General features: G+C 65.5%; 32 protein-coding genes. 9 read left to right on the forward strand and 23 right to left on the reverse strand.

The features are described from left to right. Nucleotides 1-28: 28 nt before the first annotated feature. The 12 genes from ACQY80_RS12590 to ACQY80_RS12645 form a co-directional block, all read right to left on the reverse strand. The gene (locus tag ACQY80_RS12590) at nucleotides 29-478 is read right to left on the reverse strand and encodes a hypothetical protein (protein WP_428680093.1); all 450 of its coding nucleotides are present in this window, start codon (nucleotides 476-478) and stop codon (nucleotides 29-31) included. 67 nt (nucleotides 479-545) lie between these two features. Then, a complete protein-coding gene (gene gloB / locus ACQY80_RS12595; protein ID WP_428680096.1) occupies nucleotides 546-1289 on the reverse strand; it encodes a hydroxyacylglutathione hydrolase in 744 nt (247 codons plus the stop codon). Nucleotides 1290-1358: 69 nt separating this feature from the next. After that, nucleotides 1359-1766 carry a VOC family protein gene (locus tag ACQY80_RS12600; protein ID WP_428680098.1) on the reverse strand — a complete coding sequence of 136 codons (408 nt, stop codon included), beginning with the start codon at nucleotides 1764-1766 and terminating at the stop codon, nucleotides 1359-1361. Between the two features lie 6 nt (nucleotides 1767-1772). Continuing rightward, nucleotides 1773-2210 carry a VOC family protein gene (locus tag ACQY80_RS12605; protein ID WP_428680101.1) on the reverse strand — a complete coding sequence of 146 codons (438 nt, stop codon included), beginning with the start codon at nucleotides 2208-2210 and terminating at the stop codon, nucleotides 1773-1775. A gap of 9 nt (nucleotides 2211-2219) precedes the next feature. Then, a complete protein-coding gene (locus ACQY80_RS12610) occupies nucleotides 2220-2657 on the reverse strand; it encodes an acyl-CoA thioesterase (protein WP_428680105.1) in 438 nt (145 codons plus the stop codon). A gap of 9 nt (nucleotides 2658-2666) precedes the next feature. After that, a complete protein-coding gene (locus ACQY80_RS12615; protein ID WP_428680108.1) occupies nucleotides 2667-3431 on the reverse strand; it encodes an alpha/beta hydrolase in 765 nt (254 codons plus the stop codon). A gap of 5 nt (nucleotides 3432-3436) precedes the next feature. Continuing rightward, nucleotides 3437-3691: a DUF6356 family protein gene (locus ACQY80_RS12620; protein WP_294030188.1), complete on the reverse strand. Its 255-nt coding sequence runs from the start codon at nucleotides 3689-3691 to the stop codon at nucleotides 3437-3439. Nucleotides 3692-3768: 77 nt separating this feature from the next. Next, complete coding sequence (locus tag ACQY80_RS12625; protein ID WP_428680111.1) at nucleotides 3769-4668, reverse strand: alpha/beta fold hydrolase; 900 nt, start codon at nucleotides 4666-4668, stop codon at nucleotides 3769-3771. Between the two features lie 4 nt (nucleotides 4669-4672). Then, nucleotides 4673-4864 carry a helix-turn-helix transcriptional regulator gene (locus tag ACQY80_RS12630; RefSeq protein ID WP_428680113.1) on the reverse strand — a complete coding sequence of 64 codons (192 nt, stop codon included), beginning with the start codon at nucleotides 4862-4864 and terminating at the stop codon, nucleotides 4673-4675. Then, nucleotides 4861-5481 carry a hypothetical protein gene (locus ACQY80_RS12635; RefSeq protein ID WP_428680116.1) on the reverse strand — a complete coding sequence of 207 codons (621 nt, stop codon included), beginning with the start codon at nucleotides 5479-5481 and terminating at the stop codon, nucleotides 4861-4863. The genes ACQY80_RS12630 and ACQY80_RS12635 overlap by 4 nt, the downstream gene beginning before the upstream one ends. A 104-nt stretch (nucleotides 5482-5585) precedes the next feature. After that, complete coding sequence (locus ACQY80_RS12640) at nucleotides 5586-5963, reverse strand: VOC family protein (RefSeq protein ID WP_428680118.1); 378 nt, start codon at nucleotides 5961-5963, stop codon at nucleotides 5586-5588. Further along, nucleotides 5960-6382, reverse strand: a complete 423-nt coding sequence (locus ACQY80_RS12645) for a MerC domain-containing protein (RefSeq protein WP_428680121.1) — start codon at nucleotides 6380-6382, stop codon at nucleotides 5960-5962. Before ACQY80_RS12645 ends, ACQY80_RS12640 begins: the two co-directional genes overlap by 4 nt. 169 nt (nucleotides 6383-6551) lie before the next feature. Here ACQY80_RS12645 and thrS point away from each other — a divergent pair, with 169 nt between their 5' ends. The 3 genes from thrS to ACQY80_RS12660 are packed head-to-tail and all read left to right on the forward strand — an operon-like array spanning nucleotide 6552 to nucleotide 10158. Next, nucleotides 6552-8555, forward strand: a complete 2004-nt coding sequence (thrS, locus tag ACQY80_RS12650; protein ID WP_428680124.1) for a threonine--tRNA ligase — start codon at nucleotides 6552-6554, stop codon at nucleotides 8553-8555. Beyond that, the gene (locus ACQY80_RS12655; RefSeq protein ID WP_428680127.1) at nucleotides 8552-9400 is read left to right on the forward strand and encodes a metallophosphoesterase; all 849 of its coding nucleotides are present in this window, start codon (nucleotides 8552-8554) and stop codon (nucleotides 9398-9400) included. The genes thrS and ACQY80_RS12655 overlap by 4 nt, the downstream gene beginning before the upstream one ends. Continuing rightward, entirely contained in the window at nucleotides 9397-10158 is a 762-nt protein-coding gene (locus ACQY80_RS12660) for a sulfite exporter TauE/SafE family protein (RefSeq protein ID WP_428680130.1), read from the forward strand. Before ACQY80_RS12655 ends, ACQY80_RS12660 begins: the two co-directional genes overlap by 4 nt. Here ACQY80_RS12660 and ACQY80_RS12665 read toward each other — a convergent pair. Together ACQY80_RS12665 and ACQY80_RS12670 are read right to left on the reverse strand one after the other, a co-directional pair. After that, a complete protein-coding gene (locus ACQY80_RS12665; protein ID WP_428680133.1) occupies nucleotides 10155-12656 on the reverse strand; it encodes an ABC transporter permease in 2502 nt (833 codons plus the stop codon). The genes ACQY80_RS12660 and ACQY80_RS12665 overlap by 4 nt on opposite strands. A gap of 2 nt (nucleotides 12657-12658) precedes the next feature. Beyond that, a complete protein-coding gene (locus tag ACQY80_RS12670; RefSeq protein ID WP_428680136.1) occupies nucleotides 12659-13372 on the reverse strand; it encodes an ABC transporter ATP-binding protein in 714 nt (237 codons plus the stop codon). Nucleotides 13373-13389: 17 nt separating this feature from the next. Here ACQY80_RS12670 and ACQY80_RS12675 point away from each other — a divergent pair, with 17 nt between their 5' ends. Beyond that, the gene (locus tag ACQY80_RS12675) at nucleotides 13390-14103 is read left to right on the forward strand and encodes an arylesterase (protein WP_428680139.1); all 714 of its coding nucleotides are present in this window, start codon (nucleotides 13390-13392) and stop codon (nucleotides 14101-14103) included. 3 nt (nucleotides 14104-14106) lie between these two features. Here the strand turns inward: ACQY80_RS12675 and ACQY80_RS12680 are convergent, their stop codons facing one another. The 5 genes from ACQY80_RS12680 to ACQY80_RS12700 all read right to left on the reverse strand — a co-directional run bounded on the left by ACQY80_RS12680 (nucleotide 14107) and on the right by ACQY80_RS12700 (nucleotide 17880). Then, nucleotides 14107-14751: an MOSC domain-containing protein gene (locus tag ACQY80_RS12680; protein ID WP_428680142.1), complete on the reverse strand. Its 645-nt coding sequence runs from the start codon at nucleotides 14749-14751 to the stop codon at nucleotides 14107-14109. Then, the gene (locus ACQY80_RS12685; protein ID WP_428680144.1) at nucleotides 14748-15077 is read right to left on the reverse strand and encodes a YnfA family protein; all 330 of its coding nucleotides are present in this window, start codon (nucleotides 15075-15077) and stop codon (nucleotides 14748-14750) included. Before ACQY80_RS12685 ends, ACQY80_RS12680 begins: the two co-directional genes overlap by 4 nt. An 84-nt stretch (nucleotides 15078-15161) precedes the next feature. Next, nucleotides 15162-15620: an outer membrane protein gene (locus tag ACQY80_RS12690; protein ID WP_428680147.1), complete on the reverse strand. Its 459-nt coding sequence runs from the start codon at nucleotides 15618-15620 to the stop codon at nucleotides 15162-15164. 203 nt (nucleotides 15621-15823) lie between these two features. Next, entirely contained in the window at nucleotides 15824-17065 is a 1242-nt protein-coding gene (gene rlmN / locus ACQY80_RS12695; RefSeq protein ID WP_428680150.1) for a 23S rRNA (adenine(2503)-C(2))-methyltransferase RlmN, read from the reverse strand. A gap of 71 nt (nucleotides 17066-17136) precedes the next feature. Then, complete coding sequence (locus tag ACQY80_RS12700) at nucleotides 17137-17880, reverse strand: SDR family oxidoreductase (RefSeq protein WP_428680153.1); 744 nt, start codon at nucleotides 17878-17880, stop codon at nucleotides 17137-17139. 115 nt (nucleotides 17881-17995) lie between these two features. On the opposite strand from ACQY80_RS12700, the gene ACQY80_RS12705 reads away from it, so the two are divergent. Next, nucleotides 17996-18388: a winged helix-turn-helix transcriptional regulator gene (locus tag ACQY80_RS12705; protein WP_428680156.1), complete on the forward strand. Its 393-nt coding sequence runs from the start codon at nucleotides 17996-17998 to the stop codon at nucleotides 18386-18388. Nucleotides 18389-18439: 51 nt separating this feature from the next. Here ACQY80_RS12705 and ACQY80_RS12710 read toward each other — a convergent pair whose 3' ends face one another. After that, nucleotides 18440-18769, reverse strand: coding sequence for a UrcA family protein (locus ACQY80_RS12710; RefSeq protein WP_428680159.1), 330 nt, complete (start codon nucleotides 18767-18769; stop codon nucleotides 18440-18442). 152 nt (nucleotides 18770-18921) lie between these two features. On the opposite strand from ACQY80_RS12710, the gene ACQY80_RS12715 reads away from it, so the two are divergent. Continuing rightward, on the forward strand, nucleotides 18922-19803 hold the full coding sequence (locus ACQY80_RS12715) for a LysR family transcriptional regulator (RefSeq protein WP_428680162.1): 882 nt from the start codon (nucleotides 18922-18924) through the stop codon (nucleotides 19801-19803). Nucleotides 19804-19947: 144 nt separating this feature from the next. On the opposite strand, the gene ACQY80_RS12720 is transcribed toward ACQY80_RS12715, so the two are convergent. Next, on the reverse strand, nucleotides 19948-20445 hold the full coding sequence (locus ACQY80_RS12720) for a hypothetical protein (RefSeq protein WP_428680165.1): 498 nt from the start codon (nucleotides 20443-20445) through the stop codon (nucleotides 19948-19950). 163 nt (nucleotides 20446-20608) lie between these two features. On the opposite strand from ACQY80_RS12720, the gene dnaN reads away from it, so the two are divergent. Beyond that, complete coding sequence (gene dnaN / locus ACQY80_RS12725; protein WP_428680168.1) at nucleotides 20609-21724, forward strand: DNA polymerase III subunit beta; 1116 nt, start codon at nucleotides 20609-20611, stop codon at nucleotides 21722-21724. Between the two features lie 82 nt (nucleotides 21725-21806). After that, nucleotides 21807-22175: a hypothetical protein gene (locus tag ACQY80_RS12730; RefSeq protein WP_428680171.1), complete on the forward strand. Its 369-nt coding sequence runs from the start codon at nucleotides 21807-21809 to the stop codon at nucleotides 22173-22175. A 19-nt stretch (nucleotides 22176-22194) separates the two neighbouring features. Here the strand turns inward: ACQY80_RS12730 and ACQY80_RS12735 are convergent, their stop codons facing one another. Continuing rightward, the gene (locus ACQY80_RS12735; protein WP_428680174.1) at nucleotides 22195-23535 is read right to left on the reverse strand and encodes a PQQ-dependent sugar dehydrogenase; all 1341 of its coding nucleotides are present in this window, start codon (nucleotides 23533-23535) and stop codon (nucleotides 22195-22197) included. Nucleotides 23536-23685: 150 nt separating this feature from the next. Here ACQY80_RS12735 and ACQY80_RS12740 point away from each other — a divergent pair, with 150 nt between their 5' ends. Beyond that, nucleotides 23686-23922, forward strand: coding sequence for a hypothetical protein (locus tag ACQY80_RS12740; RefSeq protein ID WP_428680177.1), 237 nt, complete (start codon nucleotides 23686-23688; stop codon nucleotides 23920-23922). Between the two features lie 3 nt (nucleotides 23923-23925). Here ACQY80_RS12740 and argC read toward each other — a convergent pair whose 3' ends face one another. Next, nucleotides 23926-24846, reverse strand: a complete 921-nt coding sequence (gene argC / locus ACQY80_RS12745; protein ID WP_428680180.1) for an N-acetyl-gamma-glutamyl-phosphate reductase — start codon at nucleotides 24844-24846, stop codon at nucleotides 23926-23928. Between the last annotated feature and the right edge of the window lie 3 nt (nucleotides 24847-24849).

Consider the following 24849-nt stretch of genomic DNA (forward strand, 5'->3'; position numbering starts at 1 on the left):
GAACCCCGCCCGCGACTGAACCGCAGGTTCAGCCAGCGTCCCCCGCCGGTTTGCGATAGGGGACGAATGAGCCAAAGACGCAGGTCGGACCGCGAATGCCGCTTGTGCGGTCGACCAGATAAAAGAAATCACCCTCGCAGGTCGACGAGCCGAACTGGCGCACGACCATGATGTCGCTGTCGCGGGCGAGCCCGGGGCAACTGCCTTTCAGGTCATTGCGGTAAACCAGATTGCGGCCCGACCGATAAAGCAGGATATTGTCCGACACGCGGATTGTGTCGGCCGTGCGGTAATTGGGCATGCAGCGCGTTGGCTCGCCCGGCACCTTGCCGGCAAGCTGCTTGTCGAGCGTTTCGGCCTGCTTCGGGCTGAGCGCCGCAGCACCCGGTCCGGCGGTGCCGCCCGGCGCGCAGCTCGCGATCAGCGGGGCTGCAAATATCGTCAGCGCCGCGGCACCGATCGGCTTGATCCGGGTCATCGTCAGGCTCCTTGCGGCATCGATGATGCTGGCAGTGTCAAAATGAACGGGTGGTGAAGCCGCGGCATCAGGCGGCGTCCTTCAGCGCGCGGATGCGGCCGAGTTCGGCGGCACTCGGCGCGCGCAGGAACGGGTTGGTGGCGCGCTCGGCGCCGATGTTCGTCGGCACGGTCGGCTCTCCCGCCGCGCGCGCTGTCTCGACCGCGGCGAGGCGCGCCGCGAGGGCTTCGTTTTCCGGATCGACGGTCACGGCGAACTTCGCGTTCGACAGCGTATATTCGTGCGCGCAATAGACGCGCGTCGCATCGTCGAGCGTGGCTAGGCGCTGCATGTTCGCAAACATCTGTTCCGCGGTGCCCTCGAACAGCCGGCCGCAGCCCATCGCGAACATCGTGTCGCCGACGAAGATTGCGGCATCGTCCGCAAAATGATAGGCGATATGCCCTGCGGTATGCGCGGGGACGTCCCACACCTCGGCGATATGATTGCCGAGGCGGACCGTGTCGCCGCCCTTCACCTGCACGTCGAGCGTCGGGATGCGTTCGAACTCTGCGGCGGGGCCGGTGATCGTGCAGCCGCCCCAAGCCTTTGCCGCTTCCTTGATCGCGGCATTGCCGCCGGTGTGGTCGGGGTGCCAGTGGGTGTTCCAGATGTCGGTGATCGTCCAGCCGCGCGCTTTCGCGGCGTCGAGGACGGGTTCGGCAACCGCAGGATCGACGACCATCGTCGCCTTGCTGTCGGGCTCGTGGACCAGCCAGACATAATTGTCGCTGAGGACAGGAATGCGGACGATTTCGAGCGACGTGGCCATGGCAATCTCCTTTCCTTCGCGACCTCTTTCGCTTTTCAGACGGAACGACGCTCGCTCAGCCTTGGCCTTTCAGGTCGCGATGGCGTCATATCCCTTCGCGTTGAACGCAATCAGGCAGAAACCGTTGCCGAACGGGTCGGCGAACATCGCCTGTCTGCCATAGGGCAGGTCCAATGTCTCACCTTCCTGTACCGCCCCGGCGCGAATTGCTTTCAGGATGGCGGTATCGAGATCGTCGACGGTGAAATCGGGATGCACCGGCGTCCAGTGTCGGTCATAGCGGCGCACGCCGCCACCCTCGGGGCCGATGGCCGACCCATCGGGTTTCAGGATCAGATAGATGGGGGCGTCGCTGCCGATGAGTTCGACGATATCCTCATCGAACCGCCGGCCGACGATCAGGCCCAACCCCTCGGTATAGAAGTGCTCGGCTGCACCAAGGTCCGGGACGTCGATATTGATCAACAGTCCCGGCATGCCCGCTTACCAGACGCCGGTATTCGGCATCGAGGCCCAAGGTTCCTGCGGCGGCAGATGGCCGTCCTGCAGCAGCTCGACCGAAATGCCGTCGGGCGAGCGCACGAACGCCATATGGCCGTCGCGCGGCGGGCGGTTGATCGTCACGCCGGCGTCCATCAGCCGCTGGCAGGTCTCGTAGATATCGTCGACGCGGTAAGCGAGGTGCCCGAAATTGCGGCCGCCGGTATACTCCTCGGGCGCGCTGCCGTCTTCGGGCGGCCAATTATAAGTCAGCTCGACCTCGGCGACGCCGGCCTGCCCCGGCGGGGCGAGGAAGATCAGGGTGAAGCGGCCGGCCTCGCTGTCGAAACGGCGCACTTCCTCCAGCCCGACCAGCTTGAAGAAGTTGATCGTGGCGTCGGGATCCGAAACGCGGATCATCGTGTGAAGATATTTGGTCATATGGACATATTAGGCGCGAAGCGCCCGACCTTCAAACGCTTCGAACAGGGATACGAATGCATCGGGCACCGGTGCGGTCGCGCCCTGGGCTTCCTCGACATGGACGCTGACCTCCAGCCCCGTCGCGCGCAGATCGTCCTGGCCCGCACCATGCAGCTCGAACAGGAAGGTCATCGAACTGCGCCCGACGCGCGAGCAGCGGACGCAAATGTCGATTTCCTCGTCGAGCAGGATCGGTACCTTGTAATCGACCTCGGCGCGCGCGACGTGGAATTCGGGGCTGTCGTTCGCGGGCCAGCGGTCATAGACTCCCGCCGCGCGCCAATATTCGGTGATGCCGATGTCGAAATATTCGAGATAGCGGCTGTTGAACACCACAGCCTGTGCGTCGATCTCGGCATAGCGGACGCGCTTTTTTACGCTGAATTTGAAGTCGCTGCGGGCCATATCTGTCCTCTAGTTTCGGGTCGCGAGACGCGCGACCGTGTCGATCAAAAGCGCAATGTCGGTGTCGCGCGACAGCCGGTGGTCGCCGCCCTTGACCAGCGTCACCTGCACATCCTCGCTCGCGAGCGCGGCCGACAGGCGCAGGCTGACATCGGGCGGGACGTCGCCGTCTTCCTGCCCGTGCAGCAGGCGCACCGGACAGGTGAGGGGGATTTCGGCATCGAGCAGCCGGTTGGCCTCCCCCGACTGCCAGAAAGCGCGCGTCGTTACATAGGGCTGGTCGCTGTACGGCGTCTCTTCGAGCAGCGCGCCTTCGGCAAGGATGATCGCCTTTTCGGCCGCGTTGAAGCCCCAATCGGTGAAATCGGGCGCCGCTGCGATCCCGACGAGACCCGCCACGCGGCCCGGCCCGTCGCGCCGGACCAGCGCCAAGGCGGTCAGCAGCATCAGCCAGCCGCCCATCGATGACCCGACGATCAGCAACGGCCCCTCGGCCTTCGCGTCGATCAGGTCGAGCACGTCGCCGCGCCAGTCGAGTAGGGTCTGCTCGGCGAACAAGCCGTTGGACAGCCCGCATCCGGCATAGTCGAGGAGCAGGCAGGCGTGTCCTTCCGCCGCTGCCCAGTCGAACAGCGCGGTCGCCTTGCCCCCTGCCATGTCGGACATATAGCCGGGCAGGAACACGATCGTCGGACTACGGCCGGCGATATGGCGACAGGCAAGCCGCGGCCGGCCGGACCGCTCGAGGAAATCGGGAACCGCGGGGTCGCTCACGCTGGTCAGATGACCCAGTCGATCGTGCTCATCTGCATCACGGCCTGCCCCTTGGCACGCCGTTGTTCGACCATGATCTTGTTGAGCCGCTGGATCGTGTCGCTGCCGGTGGTGATGCACCAGCCGGGCACGACCGCATGGACCAGTGCGCAGAGGCCGCCATAGATCATCGTCACCCCGAATTTCGACGCGACGCCGAAATGCTCGATGTAGTTTTCATCGACGCTCTTCGGGTGATCGACGAACAGGCGCTTGAACATGGGTTGGGGCTCCTTCCGGCTGCGGCCGCCCTAGCGGGAGAGGCTTTCGCCCGCAAGGGCAGCGCGTCCGGAGGACGTCAATTCGCGAGGAAGGCGTCGACCGCTTTCGCAAAGGCCTCGGGCTGATCGAGCATGATGAAATGGCGGCTGCCGTCGATCCGCTGGAGCGTCGCGGTCTTTGCGGCCGCGAAAGCGCCCTTGTAGAGGCCGTCGACCATTTCGGCGGGCATCGAGCTGGCGTCGAGCGGGTAAAGCATCGTGAACGGCGCGGTGATCGTGCCGAGCTCGGGCCGCAGATCGGTCGTCATGTCGTCGTACATCAACTGCGCCGACACCTTGGCGTTCGCCGCCTGCGTCCAGGCTTTCACCTGCGCGCGCCCCGCATCGGTCGCCGACATGATCTGTAGCGTCCGCTCGTCGGCCTCTGCGGTATTTTTCGCGGCGAGCATCTTCTGCATCGCGGCCGCCTGCGGCTCGACGGTGGCGACGGTCGCGGTCGGCCCGAACAGCATGCCGAAGAAGGGCAGGCTGTCGACGACCATCAGCCTGCCGACTTCTTTCGGCGATCGCGCCGCGATCATCATCGCGGTCAGGCCGCCGAGCGAATGGCCGATGATCGCGGGGGCCGGGCGGCCCTGATCGACAATGCAATCGTCGATATAGTCGGCAATCTCGCGCATCATCGGTTCGAGCACGGGGCCCTCGGCATTGACGCCCGGCGCGTCGCCGCCGAAGCCGCGCACCTCGACCAGATGCAGGCGATGGGTCGCTTTCAGCCGCTCCGCAGTGGGTACCCAGACGTCGCGCGGCGACGACAGGCCGGGGATCAGCACGACGTCGGGGCCATCGCCTTCGACCTCGACGGTGATCCTTTTGCCCTCGAGCAGGCCTGCTCCACAGCCTTCGGCCGCGTCGGCGTGTGTCGCCAGATTGGCAGTCAGCAGGATGAAAAGCGCGGCAATCGAAACTCGTTTCATGGCGTCAGTCCTTCAGGAAAATATCTTCGATGGGCAGACCGAACAGGTCGGCGATGCGAAAGGCGAGGGGGAGCGACGGGTCATATTTGCCCGTCTCGATCGCGTTCACCGACTGGCGCGAGACCTGCAGCCGCTCGGCGAGATCCTGCTGGCTCCAGTCGCGTTCGGCGCGCAGGACTTTCAGGCGGTTTCTCATGCGCGGCCCGCGCGCCGTTCGGCTGATGCCATGATCATCTGTCCCAGCCCCAGGCCGATCGCCCAGACCGGCACGACCCACCATGCGGGTACATGCGGGGCGACGCCGAAGGTTTCGAGAAAGCCCCACAGCGTCCCCGCCAGCAACACGAGTGCGAGACCGATCAGCGCCGCGCTGGTCTGACGATACCGCAGATATTCATCCTCTTCCTCGATGACGTAGCGTGCGAGCGTCCACACAAAGAAGATCATCGGCGCCGACGGCAGAAGCGCGATGGCCCAAAGCAGCGGCCCTTGCGGGTCGAGATAGTTGCGAACGGTCATCGCGATCCCGAGGCACAGGACATAGCCGACGGACCAGATCAGCATCCGCCGATTGTATCGCCGTGTTGCCGGCGACAGGGCCCCCGCAGCGGCCTGCCGATTGTTCGCTGCCTTCGTCAGTGGAACCATAAGCAGGGCGGCTGCGGCGACGAACGGCAGCGACCGCCATCCGCCCAAGATACCGCGATGCTCGCAATAGGCGATCGCACACATCGCGGCCGCGAAGGCGAGCGCCCACAAGCCCGGTCGCCGACCCGCAAAGCCGGTTCCGCTTGTCGTGACCTTTTCGGGCATGTCAAACTTCCTTATCTGATGGACAAGCAAGCTTTACATATTCGCTGATATAAAGTCAAGCGACATTGACATAATGACAAGCTCGCTAATAGGCAGCTTCGGCCTTATTCCATCAACCGGCTCGGCCAGCCAATGCGGACCAGCGTCTGGTCGGGGTCGGACAGCGCGAACTCGTACATGCCCCATGGCTTGTGCGTCGGCGCTTTCTGCCGCTCGATGATATGCGCGCGCACGCGCTCCGCCAGTGCATCGACCCGTTCGGTGTAGAGATAGAGGCCGAACGGGTTTTGCCCCGGGATCAGCCAGCCGTCGGGCGTTTCGCTGGTCAGATGCAATTGCCATCCGGCACCGTCGTCGAGCAGGCGGTACGTGCCATGATCGCCGACGACGGCGAGGCCGAGTTGCTCGTAAAAGGCGGTGCTCGCGTCGAGGTTGCGGCACGGCAGGATCGCGGCGATATGATGGTTGAGGGCATCGGTCATGCTGGCAGTCTATGTCCGCCACTCCCGTGACGCCAGCGCCAGTTGACGAGATGCGCGGCGGCGAGCGTGAGCGCGCCGACCGAGGTCAGTAGCCGGTCGGCGGCTTCGGGATCGGCGGCGACGATCCAGCCCTCATGCGCCGACAGGCCAAATGCGAGCAGGCCCAGCCCCGAGGCTGCGAGCACCGCCGGTGCCAAACGCCGATGCTGCCGCCAACCATCGCGCATCGCTATCGCCGCCGCTGGCAGGGCAAGCAGCAAGATCGCCGCATGAACCCCCTCGGGCAGCGCGATCCATCGACTGAGCGCGGGGGCGAGAAGGAGGAGCAGGGGTAGGGCAAGACAGTGTATCAGGCAGGTGAACGACAGGGCGATCCCCGTCAGGTCGGCAAGGCGCGGGCGCGCGGCGGGGAGGCACATATCCGGTCTTTCGCGGGAGGGGTTCGGACACCAGATAATGATACAATGTATCATTGCAACCCCGATTGTGAATCCGCCCCTTGCCGCCCATATCGCATACTGGCAAAGGGGCGCAGTTTTGGTGCGCTTTCCGGGCACCGACCCAACCGCCAGAAAGGCCGATTTTTCTATGTCCCAGATGATCCGCGTCACTCTTCCCGATGGCTCTGCCCGAGAAGTCGCGCGCGGAACTACCCCGGCGCAGATTGCGGCGGATATCGGCCCTGGCCTCGCCAAGGCGGCGCTTGCCGCGAAGATCGACGGCGAACTGCGCGACATCATGCGCCCGCTTGAAGAGGACACGAACCTTGCGCTGGTGACGAGCCGCGACGAGGCTGACGCGCTCGAACTCGTGCGCCACGACTTTGCGCATGTGCTGGCGGAAGCGGTGCAGAACCTGTTCCCCGGCACGCAGATCACTTTCGGACCTTCGACGAACGACGGCTTCTATTACGACTTTGCGCCGACCGCCGAGCATGGCGCGTTCCGCGACGACGAACTGCCGCTGATCGAGGAGGAGATGCGCAAGATCATCGCCGCCGACCTGCCTTTAACGCGCGAAGTCTGGGAACGCGACGAGCTGATCGCCAAATGGGCAGCGGAGGGCGAGACCTTCAAGGCCGAATGGGCGCACGAGCTGCCGCAGGGCGAGGAACTGACCGTCTATCGCTCGGGCGACGGCTGGATGGATATGTGCCGCGGGCCGCACTTGGCCTCGACGGGCAAGCTCGACCCGGCGGCGTTCAAGCTGACGCGCGTGTCGGGTGCCTATTGGCGCGGCGACCAGAAGAATGCGCAGCTTTCGCGCATCTATGGCACCGGCTGGCTCAACAAGAAGCAGCTCGCCGAGCATCTCGTGCGGCTGGAGGAAGCCGCGAAGCGCGACCATCGCAAGATCGGCCGCGAGATGGACCTGTTCCACCTGCAGGAAGAGGCGCACGGCAGCGTCTTCTGGCACCCCAAGGGTTACCGGATCTATCGCGAGCTCGAGGCCTATATGCGGCGCGCGATCGACGGTGCCGACTATCAGGAGGTCAAGACCCCGCAGGTGATGGACGCGCGCCAGTGGGAGCAGTCGGGCCACTGGGGCAAGTATCGCGAGAATATGTTCGTCATCCCCGACGAGGTGCCGAATATTGAGGATGAAGGTCCGCTCGTCTCCGACGATGCGGAGTGGATGGCGCTGAAGCCGATGAACTGCCCCGCGCACGTCCTGATCTTCCGTCAGGGTATCAAGTCGTACCGCGACCTGCCGCTGCGCATGGCCGAGATGGGCTGCTGCCACCGCAACGAGCCGCACGGCGCGCTGCACGGCATCATGCGCGTCCGCCAGTTCACACAGGACGACGGCCATATCTTCTGCCGCGAGGACCAGATTGTCGAGGAAGTGCGCAGCTTCTGCCAGCTTCTCGACCGCGTCTACAAGCAGCTGGGGTTCGAGAAATATGCGGTGAAGCTGGCGCTGCGTCCCGAGATGCGCTTCGGCACTGAAGAGATGTGGGACAAGGCCGAACAGGAACTCCGCGAAGCCGTCGAACGCGCCGGCATGGCGACCGAGGACTATGGCTGGGAAGAGCTGCCGGGCGAAGGCGCCTTCTATGCGCCGAAGCTCGAATTCCACCTGACCGACGCGATCGGCCGGACGTGGCAGTGCGGGACGATCCAGTCCGACCGCGTGATGCCCGAGCGCCTTGATGCAAGCTATGTGGGCGAGGATGGCGAGCGCCACCGCCCGGTGATGCTCCACCGCGCGATCCTCGGCACCTACGAGCGCTTCATCGGCATTCTGATCGAGCATTTCGCCGGCCGCTTCCCGACCTGGCTTGCGCCGGTGCAGGCGGTCGTCGCGACGATCGTCTCGGACGCCGACGATTATGCCAAGGATGCGGTGGCCCAGCTTGCCGCGGCCGGTGTTCGCGTCGAGGCCGATCTTCGCAACGAGAAGATCAACTACAAGGTTCGCGAGCACAGCCTGCAGAAGGTCCCGTATCTGCTCGTCGTCGGCAAGCGCGAAGCCGAAGAGGGCACCGTCGCGATCCGCACCCTAGGTCAGGACGGCCAGCGCATCATGCCGCTCGCCGAAGCGATCGCAATGCTGAAGGGCGAGGCCACCCCGCCGGACCTGCGCGATTGAGCGCGAAGCCGCGGCGGCGATGGCGGACATGGGCGGCGCTTCTTGCGCTGCTCGGCATGGCACTGCTCGCCAAAGGCTATTGGAACGCGACCCGCGATCCCGTCGTCCGCACGGCGGGGGTCGCGGTCGCCGGCTGGCCGGCTGGCCAGCCGCCGCTCAAGATTTTGTTGATTTCGGATGTCCATGTCTCGACCCCCGACATGAGCCCCGCGCGGCTCACCCGGCTGGTCGGGCAATTGAACACACTGAAGCCCGACCTCGTCGTCATCGCCGGTGACCTGATCAGCGGCAAGCGCTTCGCAACGCGCCATCACACACCCGACGAGATTGCGGCACCGCTCGCGGGTTTCAAGGCGCCGCTAGGCACCGTCGCGGTCCTCGGCAATCATGATTTCTGGCATAATGCCCCGGCGCAGGCGACCGCGCTCCGCAAGCGCGGCATCACCGTCCTCGCCAACTCGGCCGTCCGGCGCGGTCCGCTGATCGTCGGGGGCATTGCCGACGAGGTGACAGGGCACGACGATGTACCCGCTACCTATGCCGCGATGGATGCCCTCGGCGCCGGCCCGCGTGTGTTGCTGACGCATAGTCCCGATGTGGTGCCAAAGCTGCCCAAGCCCGTCGCCGCCGTGCTGACGGGGCACACCCATTGCGGGCAGCTGGTGTTTCCCATGATTGGTGCGCTGACCTATTCATCCAAATATGGTGATCGCTTCGCCTGCGGCCGGATCGACGCCGGCGGGCAAGCGGTGTTCGTAGGTGCGGGCCTTGGAACCAGCATCTTGCCGCTCCGCTATGGCGCCCCGCCCGACGTCTGGCTGGTGACATTGGGGCCCAAAGAATGAACGGCATCCTGCATCTCGTCGGCCTTGGTCCGCTTGCCTTCGCCATCGCCGCCGCGATGACCTTCGGCGCCGCCTTCGTGCGCGGCCTTACGGGCTTCGGCATGGCGATCATTCTCGTGCCGCTGCTCGGCATGCTGATGCCCCCCGAACAGGCGGTCGTGCTTGGCATCATCCTTCAACTGCTGATCGGTCCGGTCGGTTTCCGGCGTATCGCGAACGATGCCGACCGACACACCGCGGTGCCGATCGCGCTCCTCGCCATGCTCGCGACCCCGCTCGGCATGCTGGCGCTGAAGGCGGTGACGCCCGATGTGGCGCGGCTGCTGATCGCGGTCATCGCCATCGGTGCCTTCCTGCTGATCCTCATGCCGCAGCACCCTGACGGACACCGGCCAAGCGCCGGGGCAATCGGCGCGACCGGCATCGCGTCGGGTATCCTCACCGGCTTTGCCGCGATGCCGGGACCGCCGGTCGTGCCCTTCTACCTGCGGCAGCGGATCGAGCCCGCGACCGCGCGCGCGTCGATGATGCTCGTCTTCTTTGCCACCGCGATCGCGGGGACGCTCGCATCGCTCTGGCTCGGCCTTGCGACGATGAAGCTTTTCACCCTGTCGCTGCTGCTCTTCCTGCCGATGGTGCTGGGCGATCAGGTCGGGACGCGGCTGTTCGGGCGCGTTCCCGTGCCGGTGTGGCGCGGGATCGTCGCGGTCATTCTGGGCGCCGCCGGCATCTCGGCACTGGTCCGCCTGCTGACCTAAAGGCTGCGCAGCGCCTGCGCCGGCTTGGCCGACAGCAGCGGCCAGCTTCCCGCAATGCCGATCAGGAACGACAGCCCCGCGCCGCCGACCAGCGTCAGCCCGACGATCAGCGGATCGGGGGCGAAGCCGAAGTCGAAGAGCTGCGTCACGACATACCATGCGCCGGCAAGGCCGAGTGCCAGCGCGAGCGCGCCGAGGATGGCGGCCAGCACCGCATATTCCATCGCCTGCGCGCCGAGGATCTGGCCGCGTGTGGCACCGAGCAGCTTCAGGATGACGCTGTCATAGACGCGCCGCTCGCGGCTCGCCGCGATCGCGCCGATCAGCACCGCGATGCCGGCGAGGATCGCGATGCTCGCCGCCGCGGCGATCGCCTGACTCATCTGGGTCAGCAACGTGGTGACCTGCGATACGACCTCGCGCACCTCGATCAGCGAGGCCGAAGGAAAGGCGCGCGGGATGCTGCGCGCGAGTTCAACCTCGGCCTTCGGCGGAACCGCGACCGTCGCGACCATATTGTGCGGCGCAGCGTCGAACGCGCCCGGCGAGAAGACGAGCACATAGTTGAGGCCGAAATTGCCCCACTCGACAATGCGGAAGGACACGACTTTCGCCTGCACCTCGACCCCCAGCACATTGACTGACAGCGTGTCGCCGAGTTTCAGCCCCAGCGATGTCGCAACCTCCTGCTCGACGCTGACCAGCGGCGGCCCCTTGTAATCGGCGGGCCACCATTTGCCGCCGACCAAGGTGCTGCCGTTCGGCAGCGCCGGGCTATAGGTCAGCCCGCGGTCGCCGCGCAGAACCCATGCGCCCTCGGGCAGTTCGGCGAGTTCGTCGACGCGCTGGCCTTTGAACTCGGTGACGCTGCCGCGCAGCGCGGGGATCATGTTCACCTGGGCATCGGGGGCGGCGTCGGTCACCATCGTGCGGAACTGGCCGGCCCGGTCACGCGGGACGTCGAGGACGAAGAAGCTCGGCGCCCGCTGCGGCACGGTGCGCGCGATCTCGGCAGTGATGCTGGTCTGGATCGCCGCGAGGGTAACGAACAGCGTGAGGCCAAGGCCGAGCGCCACGACCAGTGCGCCGGTTGCCGAGCCGGGGCGGTGAAGGTTCGCCAGCGCGAGGCGCAGCAGCGGACGTTTGGGGCGCGGCACGCGGCTCGCGCCGGTCCGCACCAGCCAGCCGAGTCCGACCAGAATTATCAGCAGGCCGATCGCGGCCCCGATGAAGGAGAGCGCAAACAGTGGCTCGCGCGCGGTCCCGACCGCCAGCGCGATGGTCGCGGCGAGCGCAGCGCCGACTGCGACGATTGTCTGCCGGTCGGTCCGCATTCCGCCATCGACGGTCGCGCGGTAGAGGCCGGCGGCGGGCACATGCCGTGTCGCCGCGAGCGGAGGCAGGGCGAAGGCGATGGCGATCAACAGGCCATAGGCCGCGCTGACGGTCAGCGGCAGCGGATAGAGCGCGAAGCCTGGCCGCACCGGCAGCACATCGCCCGCGATCCAGCCGATCAGGCTCGGCGCCAGCGCGCCGACGATCAGCCCGGCGCCGATCGCGACCGCCGCGACGGCAAGGATCTGCAGGCCATAGATGCGCAGCACCGCCGCGCTGTCGGCGCCCAGCACCTTCAGCGTCGCAAGGCCAGGCCGTTTGCCCGCCAGATAGCTGGCCACGCCGTTGCCGACGCCGATCCCCGCAATCACGAGCGCGGCAAGCCCGACCAGCGACAGGAACTGTCCCATGCGTTCGATGAAGCGCCGCGTTCCCGGCGCGCCATTGCTGCGATCGGTGATGTCCCAGCCCGCACCCGGAAACTCTGCGGTCAGCCGCTTGCCGACCGCTTCGGGATTGGCATCGGCGGGCAGGCGGACGCGATATTTGCTTTCGTAGAGGCTGCCGGGCTGGACGAGCTGTGTTGCCGGCAGATCGTTCAGGCCGATGATCGCGACCGGGCCAAGTGCGAACCCTTCGCCAAGCCGGTCGGGCTCTTCGGCGATGATGCCGTCGATCCGGAAGGTTCTTTCGCCGAACTTTACGTCGCCGCCGATCTTGAGGTCGAGCCGGGAGGCGAGATCCTTGCCGATCCAGATCGCGCCAGCAGGCGGTGGACCTTTGCGGGCGCCGGTTTCGAGACGCATCGCGCCATAGAGCGGATACGCCCCATCGACGGCCTTGAGCTCCGAAAGCAGCGCATCGCCACCGGGCGCATTCGCCATGGCGCGCAGGCGAACGGTCGAGGATGTCGTGCCGGCGCTTTGAAATGCCGCCATTTCCTTGGCGTTTGCTTCACGCTGCGGAATGCCGAATTCGATATCGCCACCAAGGATCGTCTGCCCGCGCCGTTCGAGTTCGGACGTGATGCCGCTCGTCAGGCTGCCGATCGCCGCCAGCGTTGCGACGCCGAGGAACAGGCACACCGCAAGCAGGCGAAGCCCGCGAATGCGCGTTGCAAGATCACGGCGCGCGATGCGCCAGAGCGTCGCGAGGGGCAGCACGCTTATGCGGTCCGTTCTTCGATGCGCCCGTCGTGCATCACCACGACACGGTCGCAATGTTCGGCCAGTTCGGGGTCGTGGGTAATGATGAGCAGCGTCGCGCCGAGCGCCGCGCGGCGCGCGAAGATCAGCTCGATGATCGACTGGCCGGTCGCTGTGTCGAGATTGCCCGTCGGTTCGTCGGCGAAAATGATCGCGGGGCTGCTCGCCATCGCGCGCGCAATCGCGACGCGTTGCTGCTCGCCGCCCGAAAGCTGCGCGGGATAATGGGTGAGGCGGTGGCCCAGCCCGACGGCCTCCATCTCGGCGCGCGCCTTGCCGAAGGGATCATCAATGCCGGCGAGCTCCAGCGGAACCGCGACATTCTCCAGCGCCGTCATCGTCGGCAGCAGGTGAAAGGCCTGCAGGACGATGCCGACCCGGCCGCGTCGGGCACGGGCGAGGTCGTCCTCGTCCATCGTGCCGAAATCGAGGCCCGCAACCCTGATCGTCCCGCCGCCTGCGCGTTCGAGCCCCGCCAGCACCGCCATCAGCGAGCTTTTGCCCGACCCCGACGGGCCGAGCAGCGCGACCGATGTGCCTGCCTCGACCTCCAGATCGACGCCCCGCAAAATTTCGACGGGGGCCTTGTCGCTCCCCAGAGTCAGCGTCACATTATGGGCGGCGATCGCCAATTGCGGCGCCACGGCCGTTTGGGGTCGGGAAGCGTCGGTCAAGAAGGGACCCTTTGGAAATGAAAACGGCCGGATGGCGTTCTGCCTTGATATATGGTTGCGTGATCGCTCTTTGCCAACCGCTCGCTGCTTGCGGTTCTGCCGAGGCGCCTGCGGCGTCGACGAACGACAAGGCCGGTGAAGTAAAAACCGTCGCGATCCCGGCAAACGCGCCGCTCGTCATTGCGTTTGGCGACAGCCTTTACGCCGGCTATCAGCTAGGCCCGAAGGAGGGACTCGCGCCGCAGCTTCAGGCCGCGCTGGCCGCCGATGGTGTCATCGCGCGCGTCCAGAATGCCGGGGTTTCGGGCGACACCACCGCGGCGGGCCGCCAGCGGCTCGCCTATGTGCTCGACAATGCGAAGGCGAAACCCGCGCTGGTCGTGCTCGGCCTCGGCGGCAACGATATGCTGCGCGGTATCGACGCGGCGCAGACGCGCGCCAATCTCGATGCGATGCTGGCTGAGCTCAAAAAGCGCGACATTCCGATCGTGCTCACCGGGATGGTCGCGGCGCCGAATATGGGCCCCGATTACGCCAAGGCTTTCAACCCCATATACCCCGAACTTGCCGCCAAATATGGCGCCAGCCTGTACCCGTTCATCCTCGACAATGTCGTCGGCAAGCCCGACCTGATGCTGGGCGACCATATCCACCCCAATGCCAAAGGCGTGACGGTCGTGGTGCAGGGGCTGGCGCCGCTCGTCGAGGATGCGCTGCCCGACGCGAAATAAGGTTCAGCCGAGCAATTTACCGGCACGCGCGCGCCACGTGGTCGCGAGCGCGCCCATCGCTGCAAGATCGCGCAGCGCCGCAGGCTCGCGCTTGCCCGCGCCGCCGATCAGCAGGTGGAACACGCGCTCGACGCTCCAGTCGGGCAGGGGGCGATCGACCAGGTCGAGCGTGTCACCCGCGGCGACGGCGCCTTCCTCGACCACGCGATAATACCAGCCGCTGCGCCGCGTTGTCACAACGGTCGCGGGAACGGTGGCCACGCCGAACCGGTGGCCGAGCTTCCAGCACGGCTGACGTCCCTGGCTGATCTCGACCAGCGCGCTGCCCAGCCGGTAGCGGTCGCCGACGCATGCCTCGCTTTCGACCAGCCCCTCGGTCGAGATATTCTCCCCGAACGCGCCCGGCCCGCTCAGCAGATCATGGCCGCCGAGCGCATCGGCCCACCAGTCATAATGGTCGCGCGGATAATGATGGATCGCCTTGTCGACCCCGCCATGCACCGTCAGATCGGCCTGTTCATCGCCATCGATGCCGAGGAAGCCGACGCGCAGCGCACCTTCGACGGGTGCTTTCGCGATCGCGCTCGCTTCGTCGCCGCGAAAGGCGCGCGCCTTGCCCGTCAGAACGGCGTCGATGGCATAGCTCATGCCGGTGCTCCCCGCGGGCCGAACAGGATGATCGCAGCCCCGCCCAGACAGATTGCCGCGCCGATCATATCCCAGCGATCGGGACGTGCGCCCTCGATCGCCCACAGCCACAGCAGTGCTGCGACGATATAGACCCCGCCATAGGCAGCGTAAGTGCGCCCGGCATGGTCGGCATCGACGAGGGTGAGAAGATACGCGAACAGCGCCAGTGACAGCATCCCCGGTGCGATCCACCAGATCGGCTTGTCCAGTCGCAGCCACGCCCAAAAGGCGAAGCATCCAGCGATCTCGGCGAGCGCGGCGGTGATATAGGCGAAAGCGGTCATCGGCTTACCGTGGCCGGATCGCGGGCAAAAGAAAAGGGGCGACCCTCGGGCCGCCCCTTTCCGTGTCTTTCGCTGTTCTAAAGATTAGAACGCGAAGCCGAGGCCGACAGCGAAGGTGTCGAAGTCGCTGAAGTTGCCGATGAACTGGTGGCGATATTCAGCCTTGGCGTACAGGTTCTGGCCCAGCTTGTGCTGGTAGCCGGCACCGACATAGGGATCGTCGATGTCGCTGAACGTGTAGCCGCCGGTGGCGTAAAGCTTGCCAGCGGTGCCGACCTTGGCGCCGATGCGGCCGCCGGCCGAGAACTGGACGTCGAAGCCGTCCTTCAGAATCTTGTCGCCAGCAACTTCGGCACCGACAAACGCCTTGTCGCCAAGGTTGAAGTCATAGCCGGCTGCGGCGCCGATGGTGGCGTCGTCGAGACCGCTGCCGGTCACATACCCGCCACGCACTTCGACGTGGGCTTCGCCGCCTTCGGCAGCCAGAGCGGGGGTAGCGACAACGGCCGAGAGGAGAGCGGCGGCAACTGCGAACTTCTTCATGATTTTTTCCTTTTCAGTCTTCGGACCACGCCCTTTGGGTCGCGGCCGACCCCCTAAATGGCGTTCGCGCCTGTCGCTTCAATGAACGGATCGTTCAGAATGTGACAATTTAATTACCTGTGTTATTTTTACCACACGGTATGGAATGGGTGCGCGGAAACACCACGCATTTCTGCGCCTTTCAGCTTTCGGTCATCTGAAAATCAGCCGAGGGCGGCCTGTTTTTCCTCGGCGATGCGGTCCAGTTCGGCGCGCGTCGGCTTCGTCGCCGCGCTCTTCAACTGGCCGCAGGCAGCCATGATATCGCGCCCGCGCGGGGTGCGTACCGGAGCCGAAATTCCGGCTTTGAAAATCAGGTTGCTGAACGCCTTGACCCGCTCGGGTGACGAGCATTCATAGATCGCGCCAGGCCAGGGGTTGAACGGGATGAGGTTGACCTTCGCGTGCAGACCATATTCGCGGATCAGCCGGACAAGTTCGCGCGCGTCGTCGTCGCTGTCATTCTTGTCCTTCAGCATCACATATTCGAAGGTGATCCGCCGCGAATTGCCGGCGCCCGGATAGGCGGCGCACGCCTTCAGCAGCTCGTCGATGCCATATTTGCGGTTGAGCGGGACGATTTCGTCGCGAACTTCCTTCGACACCGCATGCAGCGAGACCGCAAGGTTGACACCGATCTCTTCACCCGCGCGCGCCATCATCGGCACAACCCCGCTCGTCGACAAGGTGATCCGGCGGCGCGACAGCGCAAGGCCGTCGCCGTCCATCACGATCTTGAGCGCGCCCTTGACCTCGTCGAAATTGTACAGCGGTTCGCCCATGCCCATCATCACGATGTTGGTCAGGATGCGGCCATCGGCGGTGTAGTTGCCGCCTTCATCATCGTCGTCTTCGGGATCGGGGCCGAAACCCGCCATCGTGCCCTTGGGCCATTCGCCCAGTTCGTCGCGCGCCAGCATGACCTGTCCGACGATCTCGCCTGCGCCCAGGTTGCGGACGAGGCGCATCGTGCCGGTGTGGCAGAAGCGGCAGTTGAGCGTGCAGCCCACCTGGCTCGACACGCACAAGGTTCCGCGATCGGCGTCCGGGATGAACACCATTTCATATTCCTGGCCGTCGGCCGCGGCGAGCAGCCATTTGCGCGTGCCGTCGCTCGACACCTGCGCCTGCCGCACCGTCGGGCGACCGATGATGTAGCGGTCGGTCAGCCACGGACGCATTGATTTGGCGATGTCGGTCATCGCCTCGAAGTCGGTCACGCCGCGATGATACATCCAGTGCCAGATCTGCTTGGCGCGCAGCTTCGCGCCCTTGGCATCGAGGCCGGCCTCGACCAGCTCGGCGCGAATCGCGTCGCGGCTCAGCCCGACAAGGTCGATACGGTTGCCGCCGCGCAACGGAACGGTGCCCGTCGTGACGGGGTCGATATGGCCGGGAATCTGCATGATGCGCGGCCATATAGTGGCAAAGCGCCGTTTGCGCCAGTCCCGGCGGCAAACGGCGCTCAACCTGGTGTTTAGAGGTTTTTCAGCATCGCCAGCACCTGCGGCACATTGCCGTTCGCCTCGGCATCGCGAAGCGGCAGGACATTCTGCACCAGAATCTCCTCGGGCGTCGGCTCACCCGCGAACAATGCCGTCACCTCGTCGGCAAAGGCGTCGAGCGGCATATAGCCCTCGCGCGTCGACTGGCCGGGGGTCAGGTCGGTGCGGACGGCGGGCGGCGCGAGTTCGATCAGCTCGACCTTGCCCTCGAGCTGGATACGCAGCGCCTGCGTATAGCTGTGCAGCGCGGCCTTGGTCGCCGAATAGGTCGGCGCCTTGGGGAGGGGGACGAAGGCAAGGCCCGAGGTCACATTGACGATCGCGCTATCGTCTTGCGCCGTCAGATGGTCGATCAGTGCATCGGTCAGCCGGATCGGGCCGAGCAGGTTGGTGACGACTGTGTCCTCGGCCAGCCTCAGGTCGCGCGCCGCAGCCGCATCCTCGTAACCCATGATCCCCGCATTGTTGACGAGGACATTGAGCGCCGGGAATTTGCCGACGATGTCCAGTGCAAAGGCCTGGACCGCATCGGGATCGGTGACGTCGAGCTGGGCAGCATGCATGTTCGCGTGGCCCGCGACCGCGTCTTCCAGCTTTGCTGCGTTGCGGCCGGTGATGATGACGATGTTGCCGGCGTCGTGCCAGCGCTGCGCAAGCGCGAGCCCGATGCCCGATCCGCCGCCGGAAACAAGGATGGTGTTGCCGCTGGTCTTCATGGGGAGTCTCCTTTCGGGGGTGGTGAGAAGCCCAAAATATCCCTATACTCTCCAAAAGAAAGAAGGCACCCGAAAGTGCTATAGTTACCCGAAAGAGAGTATTGGATTTTCCGTCATGTCAGCGCCCGAAAAAACTTCCTATGATCCGGATGCGCCGGTCGATCCGCGCGTCGAACTGCTCGTTAACGAGCTGATCGGCCGAGTCGCCGACAAATGGACCTTGCTGGTCCTGGAGGAGCTGGAGGATCATGGGGTGTGCCGCTTCACCGAACTGGCGCGGCTCGTTCCGGGCATCAGCCAGAAGATGCTGACGCAGACGCTGCGGGCGATGGAACGCGACGGGCTGGTCGAACGCACCGTCCATCCGGTAATCCCGCCCAAGGTCGAATATCGGCTGACCGGACTTGGCTACAGCCTGGGTGAAGCCTTTTGCGGCGTATGGCACTGGGCCGAGGCCCATCTTTGCGAAGTCGAAAGGGCCCGCGCGACTTTCGACGCGCGGGAGTAGTCCGGCCGGGCCGCCGAGTGCCGGAGCGGCCCGATCCAGTGGTTCCTATCGTTATCGTTCGACCGCCGAAATGCGGATCGGTTCGCTGCGGCTGGCGCTGGCGATGACGACATCGGTCTGCGTCGACGCGGCGCGCAGCGTGTCGCGCTGGCATTGGCGGACGTCGTTCTTGCCCGCGAGATCGAAATCGGATGCCGCGCCGCAGACCGCAACGACCGCGCGCCACACCCGGCGTTCGAGGGTCTTGGCGTCCCTTTCGTTCGCGAGGTCGAGGTCAGCATGCGCAACGGTGACGCTGGGACGAGCGGGTGCATTCTGGGCGAGGGCGGGCTGGCCGATCGAAACGGCGGCCAGAGCGGCAAGGATCGAGAGCGTTTTCATCTTATGTCTCCATCGGCCGGCTGGAAGAGGAGGGGAGGAAGCCGGTAGGGAGAAGATAGGCCGCGCATCGACCGGTCGGGAGCAACGATGTTGCGCGACCGTTCTGCATAATTGCAGAATGCGGCGATGAGGATTATTCCTCACAAGGCATCATGTTCGACTGGAACGACCTCAAATCCTTTCTCGCGGTCGCGGAGACCGGCAGCACGCTCGCTGCCGCGCAGGCGCTGCGCGTCAGCCAGACGACGGTGGCGCGGCGCATCGCGGCGCTGGAGGAGGCAATCGGCCTCGATCTCTTCGAGCGTCGGCAGGCGGGCTATGCGTTGACCCCGGTTGGCGAGACGATGCTCGCGAGCGCGCTCGCGGTGCGCGACGCCGCCGACCGGTTTCAGGACGCGGCCGGCGCGCGCTCGCGCGACGCGGGCGGTACAGTCAGCCTGACGACAATGGAAATCTTCGCGGTGACCATCCTGCCGCCGATCCTGCGTGACCTCCGCGCCGCGCATCCCGGCATCCACATTCATCTCGATACCTCCGACGAACCGCGCGATCTCGCGACTGGCGCGGCGGACATCGCGCTGCGTAGCAGCAAGCAGCCCGCCGGCGCGGGGCTCGTCGGGCGGCGGATCGCCGACAATCCGTGGACCGTTTACAGCAGCCGCGACTATGCCGACCGCCACGGCATCCCGCACAGCCGCGAACAACTCGCCACCCACCCGTTCATCGGCGGTGGCGGCCATGTCTGGGAACCCTATCAGGCGTGGCTCAGGCAATACGGGCTCGAGGAGTCGGTGGTCATGAAATATGACAGCGCCTCGGGGCTGCTCGCCGGGGTGCGCGCGGGGATGGGGTTGACGATCCTGCCAGCCTTCCTCGCCGACCGCGAACCCGACCTCATCCGCTGCATCCCGCCAAAGGTCGAAGACACCACGGGCCTCTGGCTTCTCACCCACGAGCGCCTGCGCCGCGTCCCGCGCATCCGCATCGTCCTCGACTTCATCGCGAATGCGCTGACGAGGCTGGGGCGGGAGTAGGATCGACCGCCGACAAATCGCTGTCCTACAGTATTCCGCCGGCATAGCGTCAGCGACCATGGTCGGCCGATCCCCTTCATCGCCACGCGCAAAAGCGAATCTCGAATGAAGTTGCGCAGAAATCCGCCATTTCCTGGACCCGCCTCAGCGGATGTTCGCGCACCCCAGCGCCGCCGCGTCGATCGCGGTCGCCGCGCCGCGCAAGCGATAGGTGTCGGCGATTGCGCCGCCGGTAGCGGTGTTGCTTTCGACGCTCATGCTCGGCGCCGATCGCATCGCCGCGATGATTGCAGCGTCCATTCGCGCGTCGCTCGCCCAGCCGTGGACCCCGTTACCGGTCAGGATGAAGCGGCGGCTGCCGACGGTCAGGCGCAGTTCGCGTGCCGCACCGCGTTCCTTCGACAGGCGGATATAGAATTGGCCGCGGATGCGCGACTTCGGCCAATATCCGACGCTGGCATAGGCTTTGACCAGCGGACGGCCGATCGTCGCCGACGGCGCGGCGAGGGCATAGCAACGCGGCGTTTGCGGCTCCCGAAAGGCGCCCCAGCCATCGAAAATGCCGAGCGCGGTGCGCGGCGCTGCGAGCGCCATCGCGGGGGCGGCCGCTGCGATCAGGAAAAGGAAGGCCAGGCGCCGCATATTTCCCGTTTGCGCGAATGGGGACGCTTTGCAAGCATGGCTTGCACCGCGCCGCGCGGACGTTAAGGAAGATGGACATTTTCGGGGACGGGATTCGGGGCGAATGGGCCGCTCCACCGGACTCTCAGGGACTTTTCCCGCGGCACAGGGATGATGTGACAATATGAAAGCGACGATTGAGCGTGCGATCCTGCTGAAGAGCCTCGGCCATGTCCAGTCGGTGGTCGAGCGGCGGAACACGATTCCTATCCTCTCGAACGTCCTGATCGAAGCCGACGGCACCGGCCAGCTCAAGCTGATGGCGACCGACCTTGACCTGCAGGTCGTCGAAACCATCGCGGCGAAGGTCGAAACGCCGGGCACGACCACGGTATCGGCGCACACGCTGTTCGAAATCGCGCGCAAGCTGCCCGAAGGTTCGGAAGTCAGCCTCGCTGCGGCAGAGGGCAAGATGCAGGTCAAGGCCGGCCGCTCGAACTTCAACCTGCCTACCTTGCCGCGCGACGACTTCCCCGTGATTGCCGAGGGTGACCTGCCGACCAGCTTCGAGCTGCCGGTCGCCGAACTCATCCAGATCATCGACAAGACACGCTTCGCGATTTCGACCGAAGAAACGCGCTATTACCTCAACGGCATCTTCTTCCACGTCGCAGAGGATGCGACGGGCCCGGTGCTGAAGGCCGCAGCGACCGACGGCCACCGTCTCGCGCGCTACACCGTGACGCGTCCGGATGGCGCGACCGGCATGCCCGACGTCATCGTGCCGCGCAAATGCGTCGCCGAAATCCGCAAGCTGCTCGACGAGGCCGAAGGCAATGTCGAGATCAGCCTGTCGGCGTCGAAGATCCGTTTCCAGCTCGGCAATGCCGTGCTGACCTCCAAACTGATCGACGGCACCTTCCCCGATTACAGCCGGGTCATTCCGACCGCGAACGACAAGCTGCTCAGGGTCGATCCGAAGAGCCTGTATCAGGGCGTCGATCGTGTCTCGACGATCGCCAGCGAAAAGACGCGCGCGGTCAAGGTCGGGCTCGACAAGGACCGCATCACGCTCAGCGTCACCAGCCCCGAAAACGGCACCGCGGCCGAAGAGCTGGCGGCGGGCTATGACAGCGACGCGATGGAGATCGGCTTCAACGCCCGCTATCTCAGCGACATCCTCGGCCAGGTCGACGGCGACAGCGTCGAACTCCACCTCGCCGACGCCAATGCCCCGACGCTGATTCGCGAAAGCGAGAAGAGCCCGGCGCTGTATGTTCTGATGCCAATGCGCGTCTGATCGCATCCGTCTCGGCCCTAGGGCGCGGGGCCGCAGGCGGGTTTACCGACCAACCTGTGGGGGTATAGTGCAAAAATTGATATTGAGCGCCGCGCTGGCGTTCGGGATGGCGAGTGCGGTGTCCGCGCAGACCGTCACTGAACAGGATCGCGCCGACGCGCGCTGCTTCCTGTCGGCCCTGAACTTCAAGGTCATCAAGCCGAACGGCGAACCCGTCACCGCATCGCAGGCGGCGGTGCTCGACATGATGAGCGCTTTCTACATCGGCCGCCTGCGCAGCCGGCAGCCTGCCTCCACCCCGACTGCGGCGATCATCACGCCCGACATGGTGCGCGACGTGCAGGCGCGCTTGCCCCATGTCTTCGGTCCATGCCTCGAAGGCTGGAAGCAATATAATGTCGACCTCGGCGAAACCGCCAAGATCCTGAAGATCGTCGAAGACGCCGGCTGACGGGCCGGGCTGACGGCGGTCAGCCCGCCTTCGACACCCGCCAGATCGTGTTGCCGGTATCGTCGGCGATCAGCGCGCTGCCGTCCTTGGCAACCTTGACGTCGGCGGGGCGGCCGCGCGTCGTCTTGCCGTCCTTCGCCAAGAATTGGTCGAGGAAAGGGACGGGCAGGGCGTCGACCGGCTTGCCGTTCGCGCCGAACTTCACGAACACGACGTCATAGCCCGACACCGGCTCGCGGTTCCACGACCCGTGCAGCGCGATCAGCGCGCCGTTCGCCCAACGCTCGCCAAGGTTCAGTCCTTCGGTAAAGGTAAAGCCGAGCGGGGCGACATGTGCGCCAAGCGCATAGTCGGGCCGCTTCACATATTGGCGGCGATCCTCTTCCTCTGGCGGAACGCGCGGGTCGATATAGCCACCCCAATAATACCAGGGCCAGCCATAGAAATCGCCTTCGTCGACGTCGGTCATATAATCGGGGACCAGATCGCTGCCCAGCATGTCGCGCTCGTTGACCACGGTCCACAATTGCTTGCTGCCCGGATAGAAGGCGAGGCCGACGGGGTTGCGGATGCCCGCGGCGAAGGTGCGGACATATTTGTTCTCGGGCCGCACCTCGAGCACGCTGGCGCGGCGGACCTCGTTGCCCATGCCCTTCTCGCCGATGTTCGAATCGGCGCCGACGCCGACATACAGCCAGCCGTTCGGCGATGCCGCGAGGCTCTTGGTCCAGTGGCGGTTGGTGCCCTTGGCGGGCAGATCGACCAGCTTGGCGGGTTTGCCGCTCATCTTGGTCTCGCCCTCGACATAGGGGAAGGCGATGATCGCGTCGGTGTTCGCGACGTAGAGCGTCTTGCCGATCAGCGCCATGCCATAGGGCGAGTTGAGCCCGGTGATATAAGCGGTCCTGACTTCGGCCTTGCCGTCGCCATCGGCATCACGGAGCAGGGTGATGCGGTTCGCCGACTTGCCGCCGGCGCCAGCCTTGCTCATCAGGCTGCCCATCACCTTGTTCTCGATCCCCGAGCTGTCGCGCGGCGGGCTCTGCGCCTCGGCGACGAGCACGTCGCCGTTCGGCAGCACGAGCATCGATCGCGGATGGTCGAGGCCTTCGGCAAAGCGTGCGACGGTCAGGCCGGCGGCGGCGCGCGGGGCCTCGCCGGCGGGCCATTTCGTGGCCTCTGGCACGTTCATCGTCGGGAAGCTCTCGGGGCGCTGCGTCGCCATCACCGGCACGCGGCCGCTCAGCTCTGCCGTCGAGAAACGCGCCATATCGGGCCGCGAGAGGACATAATAGGCGATGCCGCCCGCGATGATCAGCAGGACGAGGGCGATGCCGGCATATTTGAGGATTTTGCGCATGGACGCAGTCTTACACGCCGATACGGCGACGGCAAAGGGGCGATTCGGCGGTGGTCATGGTTAACCTGCAGCCATCGTCGATTAACCTTACCTGCCTGTTCATCACGGTTGGGAACGGCACGGTTAGGGGCGGGCGCTAGGACAGCATCCATGCAACGGGCCGGGGACAGCATGCAACTGCCAGCACCTTTTCTTGCCGATCGCGGTGCGATCGACGACGCGACCATGCTGATCCGCGAACATGGCGAGGAAGCCGGCTTCGCCGCAGCCGCGCGCGCCGAGCAATATCGCGTGCTCGGCAATCATCTCTATTTCGCGCGCTGGCGCCAGATCGAGCGGCTGATCACTTATCTGTCGATCGAGACCGCGCTCGACACGGTCCACTAGGCGTCAGATCCGCAGGCCCGCCGTTTCGGGCAAACCCGCCATGATGTTGAGATTCTGGACGCAGGCGCCGCTCGCACCCTTGCCCAGATTGTCGAGCCGCGCGACGAGCCGGATCTGGCTGGCGCTTGGGTCGGCATAGAGCGTCAGGTCCATGCGGTCGGTCGCTGCGTCGCTTTGACGCAGCAACAGCTCGCTCTCGTCCCCGGCGCGGCGCACGCTGACGAGCGGCGAGCCGCCGAAATGCGCGGCGAGGGCGGCAAACGCCGCGTCGGCGGTCGCTTCGTCGAACGCCAGTGGAACCTCGACCAGCATGCCGCGATAGACCGGCACGACGGCGGGCGCGAACAGCGGCGCGTGAGCGAGGCCGGCATGCTGCTGCATCTCCGGCACATGCTTGTGCGCGAGGTTCAGGCCATAGCTGCGAAAGCCGATATCCTGATCGGCCTCGAAGCGGGCGATCAACTCTTTGCCGCCGCCCGAATAGCCCGACACCGCGTTGACGCTGAGCCGCGCATCGCGTGCGACGATACCGGCAGCGACGAGCGGCGCGACCAGTGCGAGGAAACCGGTCGGATAACAGCCCGGATTGCTCACACGCTTCGACGCCGCGATCGCATCGCGCTGCGCGATGCGAAGCTCAGGGAAACCATAGGCCCAATCGGGATCGACCCGGAAAGCAGTAGAGGCATCGATCACCCGTGTGCGGCCGTTTTCGATCATCGCCACGGCTTCGATCGCCGCTGCATCGGGCAGGCAGAGAATGACGAAATCGGCATCGTTCAGGGCTTCGCGTCGTGCCGCAGCGTCCTTGCGGCGTGCGTCGTCAAGCGTCACGAGCGAAAACTCGCTGCGCCCGGCAAGCCGCTCGGCGATTTCCAGGCCCGTCGTTCCCGCCGCGCCGTCGATGAAGACCTTTTGTGTCATGGT

This window comes from Sphingopyxis sp., from assembly GCF_965279755.1.
In the GTDB taxonomy this organism is placed as follows: domain Bacteria; phylum Pseudomonadota; class Alphaproteobacteria; order Sphingomonadales; family Sphingomonadaceae; genus Sphingopyxis.

What these genes read in the sequence shown, in the direction of transcription:
- ACQY80_RS12625 (WP_428680111.1), bottom strand. Translation starts at nt 4,668, where the DNA reads ATGAAACGAGTTTCGATTGCCGCGCTTTTCATCCTGCTGACTGCCAAT.
- ACQY80_RS12600 (WP_428680098.1), bottom strand. Translation starts at nt 1,766, where the DNA reads ATGCCGGGACTGTTGATCAATATCGACGTCCCGGACCTTGGTGCAGCC.
- ACQY80_RS12640 (WP_428680118.1), bottom strand. Translation starts at nt 5,963, where the DNA reads ATGACCGATGCCCTCAACCATCATATCGCCGCGATCCTGCCGTGCCGC.
- ACQY80_RS12660 (WP_428680130.1), top strand. Translation starts at nt 9,397, where the DNA reads ATGAACGGCATCCTGCATCTCGTCGGCCTTGGTCCGCTTGCCTTCGCC.
- ACQY80_RS12705 (WP_428680156.1), top strand. Translation starts at nt 17,996, where the DNA reads ATGTCAGCGCCCGAAAAAACTTCCTATGATCCGGATGCGCCGGTCGAT.
- argC (WP_428680180.1), bottom strand. Translation starts at nt 24,846, where the DNA reads ATGACACAAAAGGTCTTCATCGACGGCGCGGCGGGAACGACGGGCCTG.
- ACQY80_RS12710 (WP_428680159.1), bottom strand. Translation starts at nt 18,769, where the DNA reads ATGAAAACGCTCTCGATCCTTGCCGCTCTGGCCGCCGTTTCGATCGGC.
- dnaN (WP_428680168.1), top strand. Translation starts at nt 20,609, where the DNA reads ATGAAAGCGACGATTGAGCGTGCGATCCTGCTGAAGAGCCTCGGCCAT.
- ACQY80_RS12620 (WP_294030188.1), bottom strand. Translation starts at nt 3,691, where the DNA reads ATGTTCAAGCGCCTGTTCGTCGATCACCCGAAGAGCGTCGATGAAAAC.
- thrS (WP_428680124.1), top strand. Translation starts at nt 6,552, where the DNA reads ATGTCCCAGATGATCCGCGTCACTCTTCCCGATGGCTCTGCCCGAGAA.
- ACQY80_RS12610 (WP_428680105.1), bottom strand. Translation starts at nt 2,657, where the DNA reads ATGGCCCGCAGCGACTTCAAATTCAGCGTAAAAAAGCGCGTCCGCTAT.
- ACQY80_RS12645 (WP_428680121.1), bottom strand. Translation starts at nt 6,382, where the DNA reads ATGTGCCTCCCCGCCGCGCGCCCGCGCCTTGCCGACCTGACGGGGATC.
- ACQY80_RS12740 (WP_428680177.1), top strand. Translation starts at nt 23,686, where the DNA reads ATGCAACGGGCCGGGGACAGCATGCAACTGCCAGCACCTTTTCTTGCC.
- ACQY80_RS12685 (WP_428680144.1), bottom strand. Translation starts at nt 15,077, where the DNA reads ATGACCGCTTTCGCCTATATCACCGCCGCGCTCGCCGAGATCGCTGGA.
- ACQY80_RS12690 (WP_428680147.1), bottom strand. Translation starts at nt 15,620, where the DNA reads ATGAAGAAGTTCGCAGTTGCCGCCGCTCTCCTCTCGGCCGTTGTCGCT.
- ACQY80_RS12635 (WP_428680116.1), bottom strand. Translation starts at nt 5,481, where the DNA reads ATGCCCGAAAAGGTCACGACAAGCGGAACCGGCTTTGCGGGTCGGCGA.
- ACQY80_RS12700 (WP_428680153.1), bottom strand. Translation starts at nt 17,880, where the DNA reads ATGAAGACCAGCGGCAACACCATCCTTGTTTCCGGCGGCGGATCGGGC.
- ACQY80_RS12715 (WP_428680162.1), top strand. Translation starts at nt 18,922, where the DNA reads ATGTTCGACTGGAACGACCTCAAATCCTTTCTCGCGGTCGCGGAGACC.
- rlmN (WP_428680150.1), bottom strand. Translation starts at nt 17,065, where the DNA reads ATGCAGATTCCCGGCCATATCGACCCCGTCACGACGGGCACCGTTCCG.
- ACQY80_RS12680 (WP_428680142.1), bottom strand. Translation starts at nt 14,751, where the DNA reads ATGAGCTATGCCATCGACGCCGTTCTGACGGGCAAGGCGCGCGCCTTT.
- gloB (WP_428680096.1), bottom strand. Translation starts at nt 1,289, where the DNA reads ATGGCCACGTCGCTCGAAATCGTCCGCATTCCTGTCCTCAGCGACAAT.
- ACQY80_RS12675 (WP_428680139.1), top strand. Translation starts at nt 13,390, where the DNA reads ATGAAAACGGCCGGATGGCGTTCTGCCTTGATATATGGTTGCGTGATC.
- ACQY80_RS12605 (WP_428680101.1), bottom strand. Translation starts at nt 2,210, where the DNA reads ATGACCAAATATCTTCACACGATGATCCGCGTTTCGGATCCCGACGCC.
- ACQY80_RS12630 (WP_428680113.1), bottom strand. Translation starts at nt 4,864, where the DNA reads ATGAGAAACCGCCTGAAAGTCCTGCGCGCCGAACGCGACTGGAGCCAG.
- ACQY80_RS12720 (WP_428680165.1), bottom strand. Translation starts at nt 20,445, where the DNA reads ATGCGGCGCCTGGCCTTCCTTTTCCTGATCGCAGCGGCCGCCCCCGCG.
- ACQY80_RS12735 (WP_428680174.1), bottom strand. Translation starts at nt 23,535, where the DNA reads ATGCGCAAAATCCTCAAATATGCCGGCATCGCCCTCGTCCTGCTGATC.
- ACQY80_RS12590 (WP_428680093.1), bottom strand. Translation starts at nt 478, where the DNA reads ATGACCCGGATCAAGCCGATCGGTGCCGCGGCGCTGACGATATTTGCA.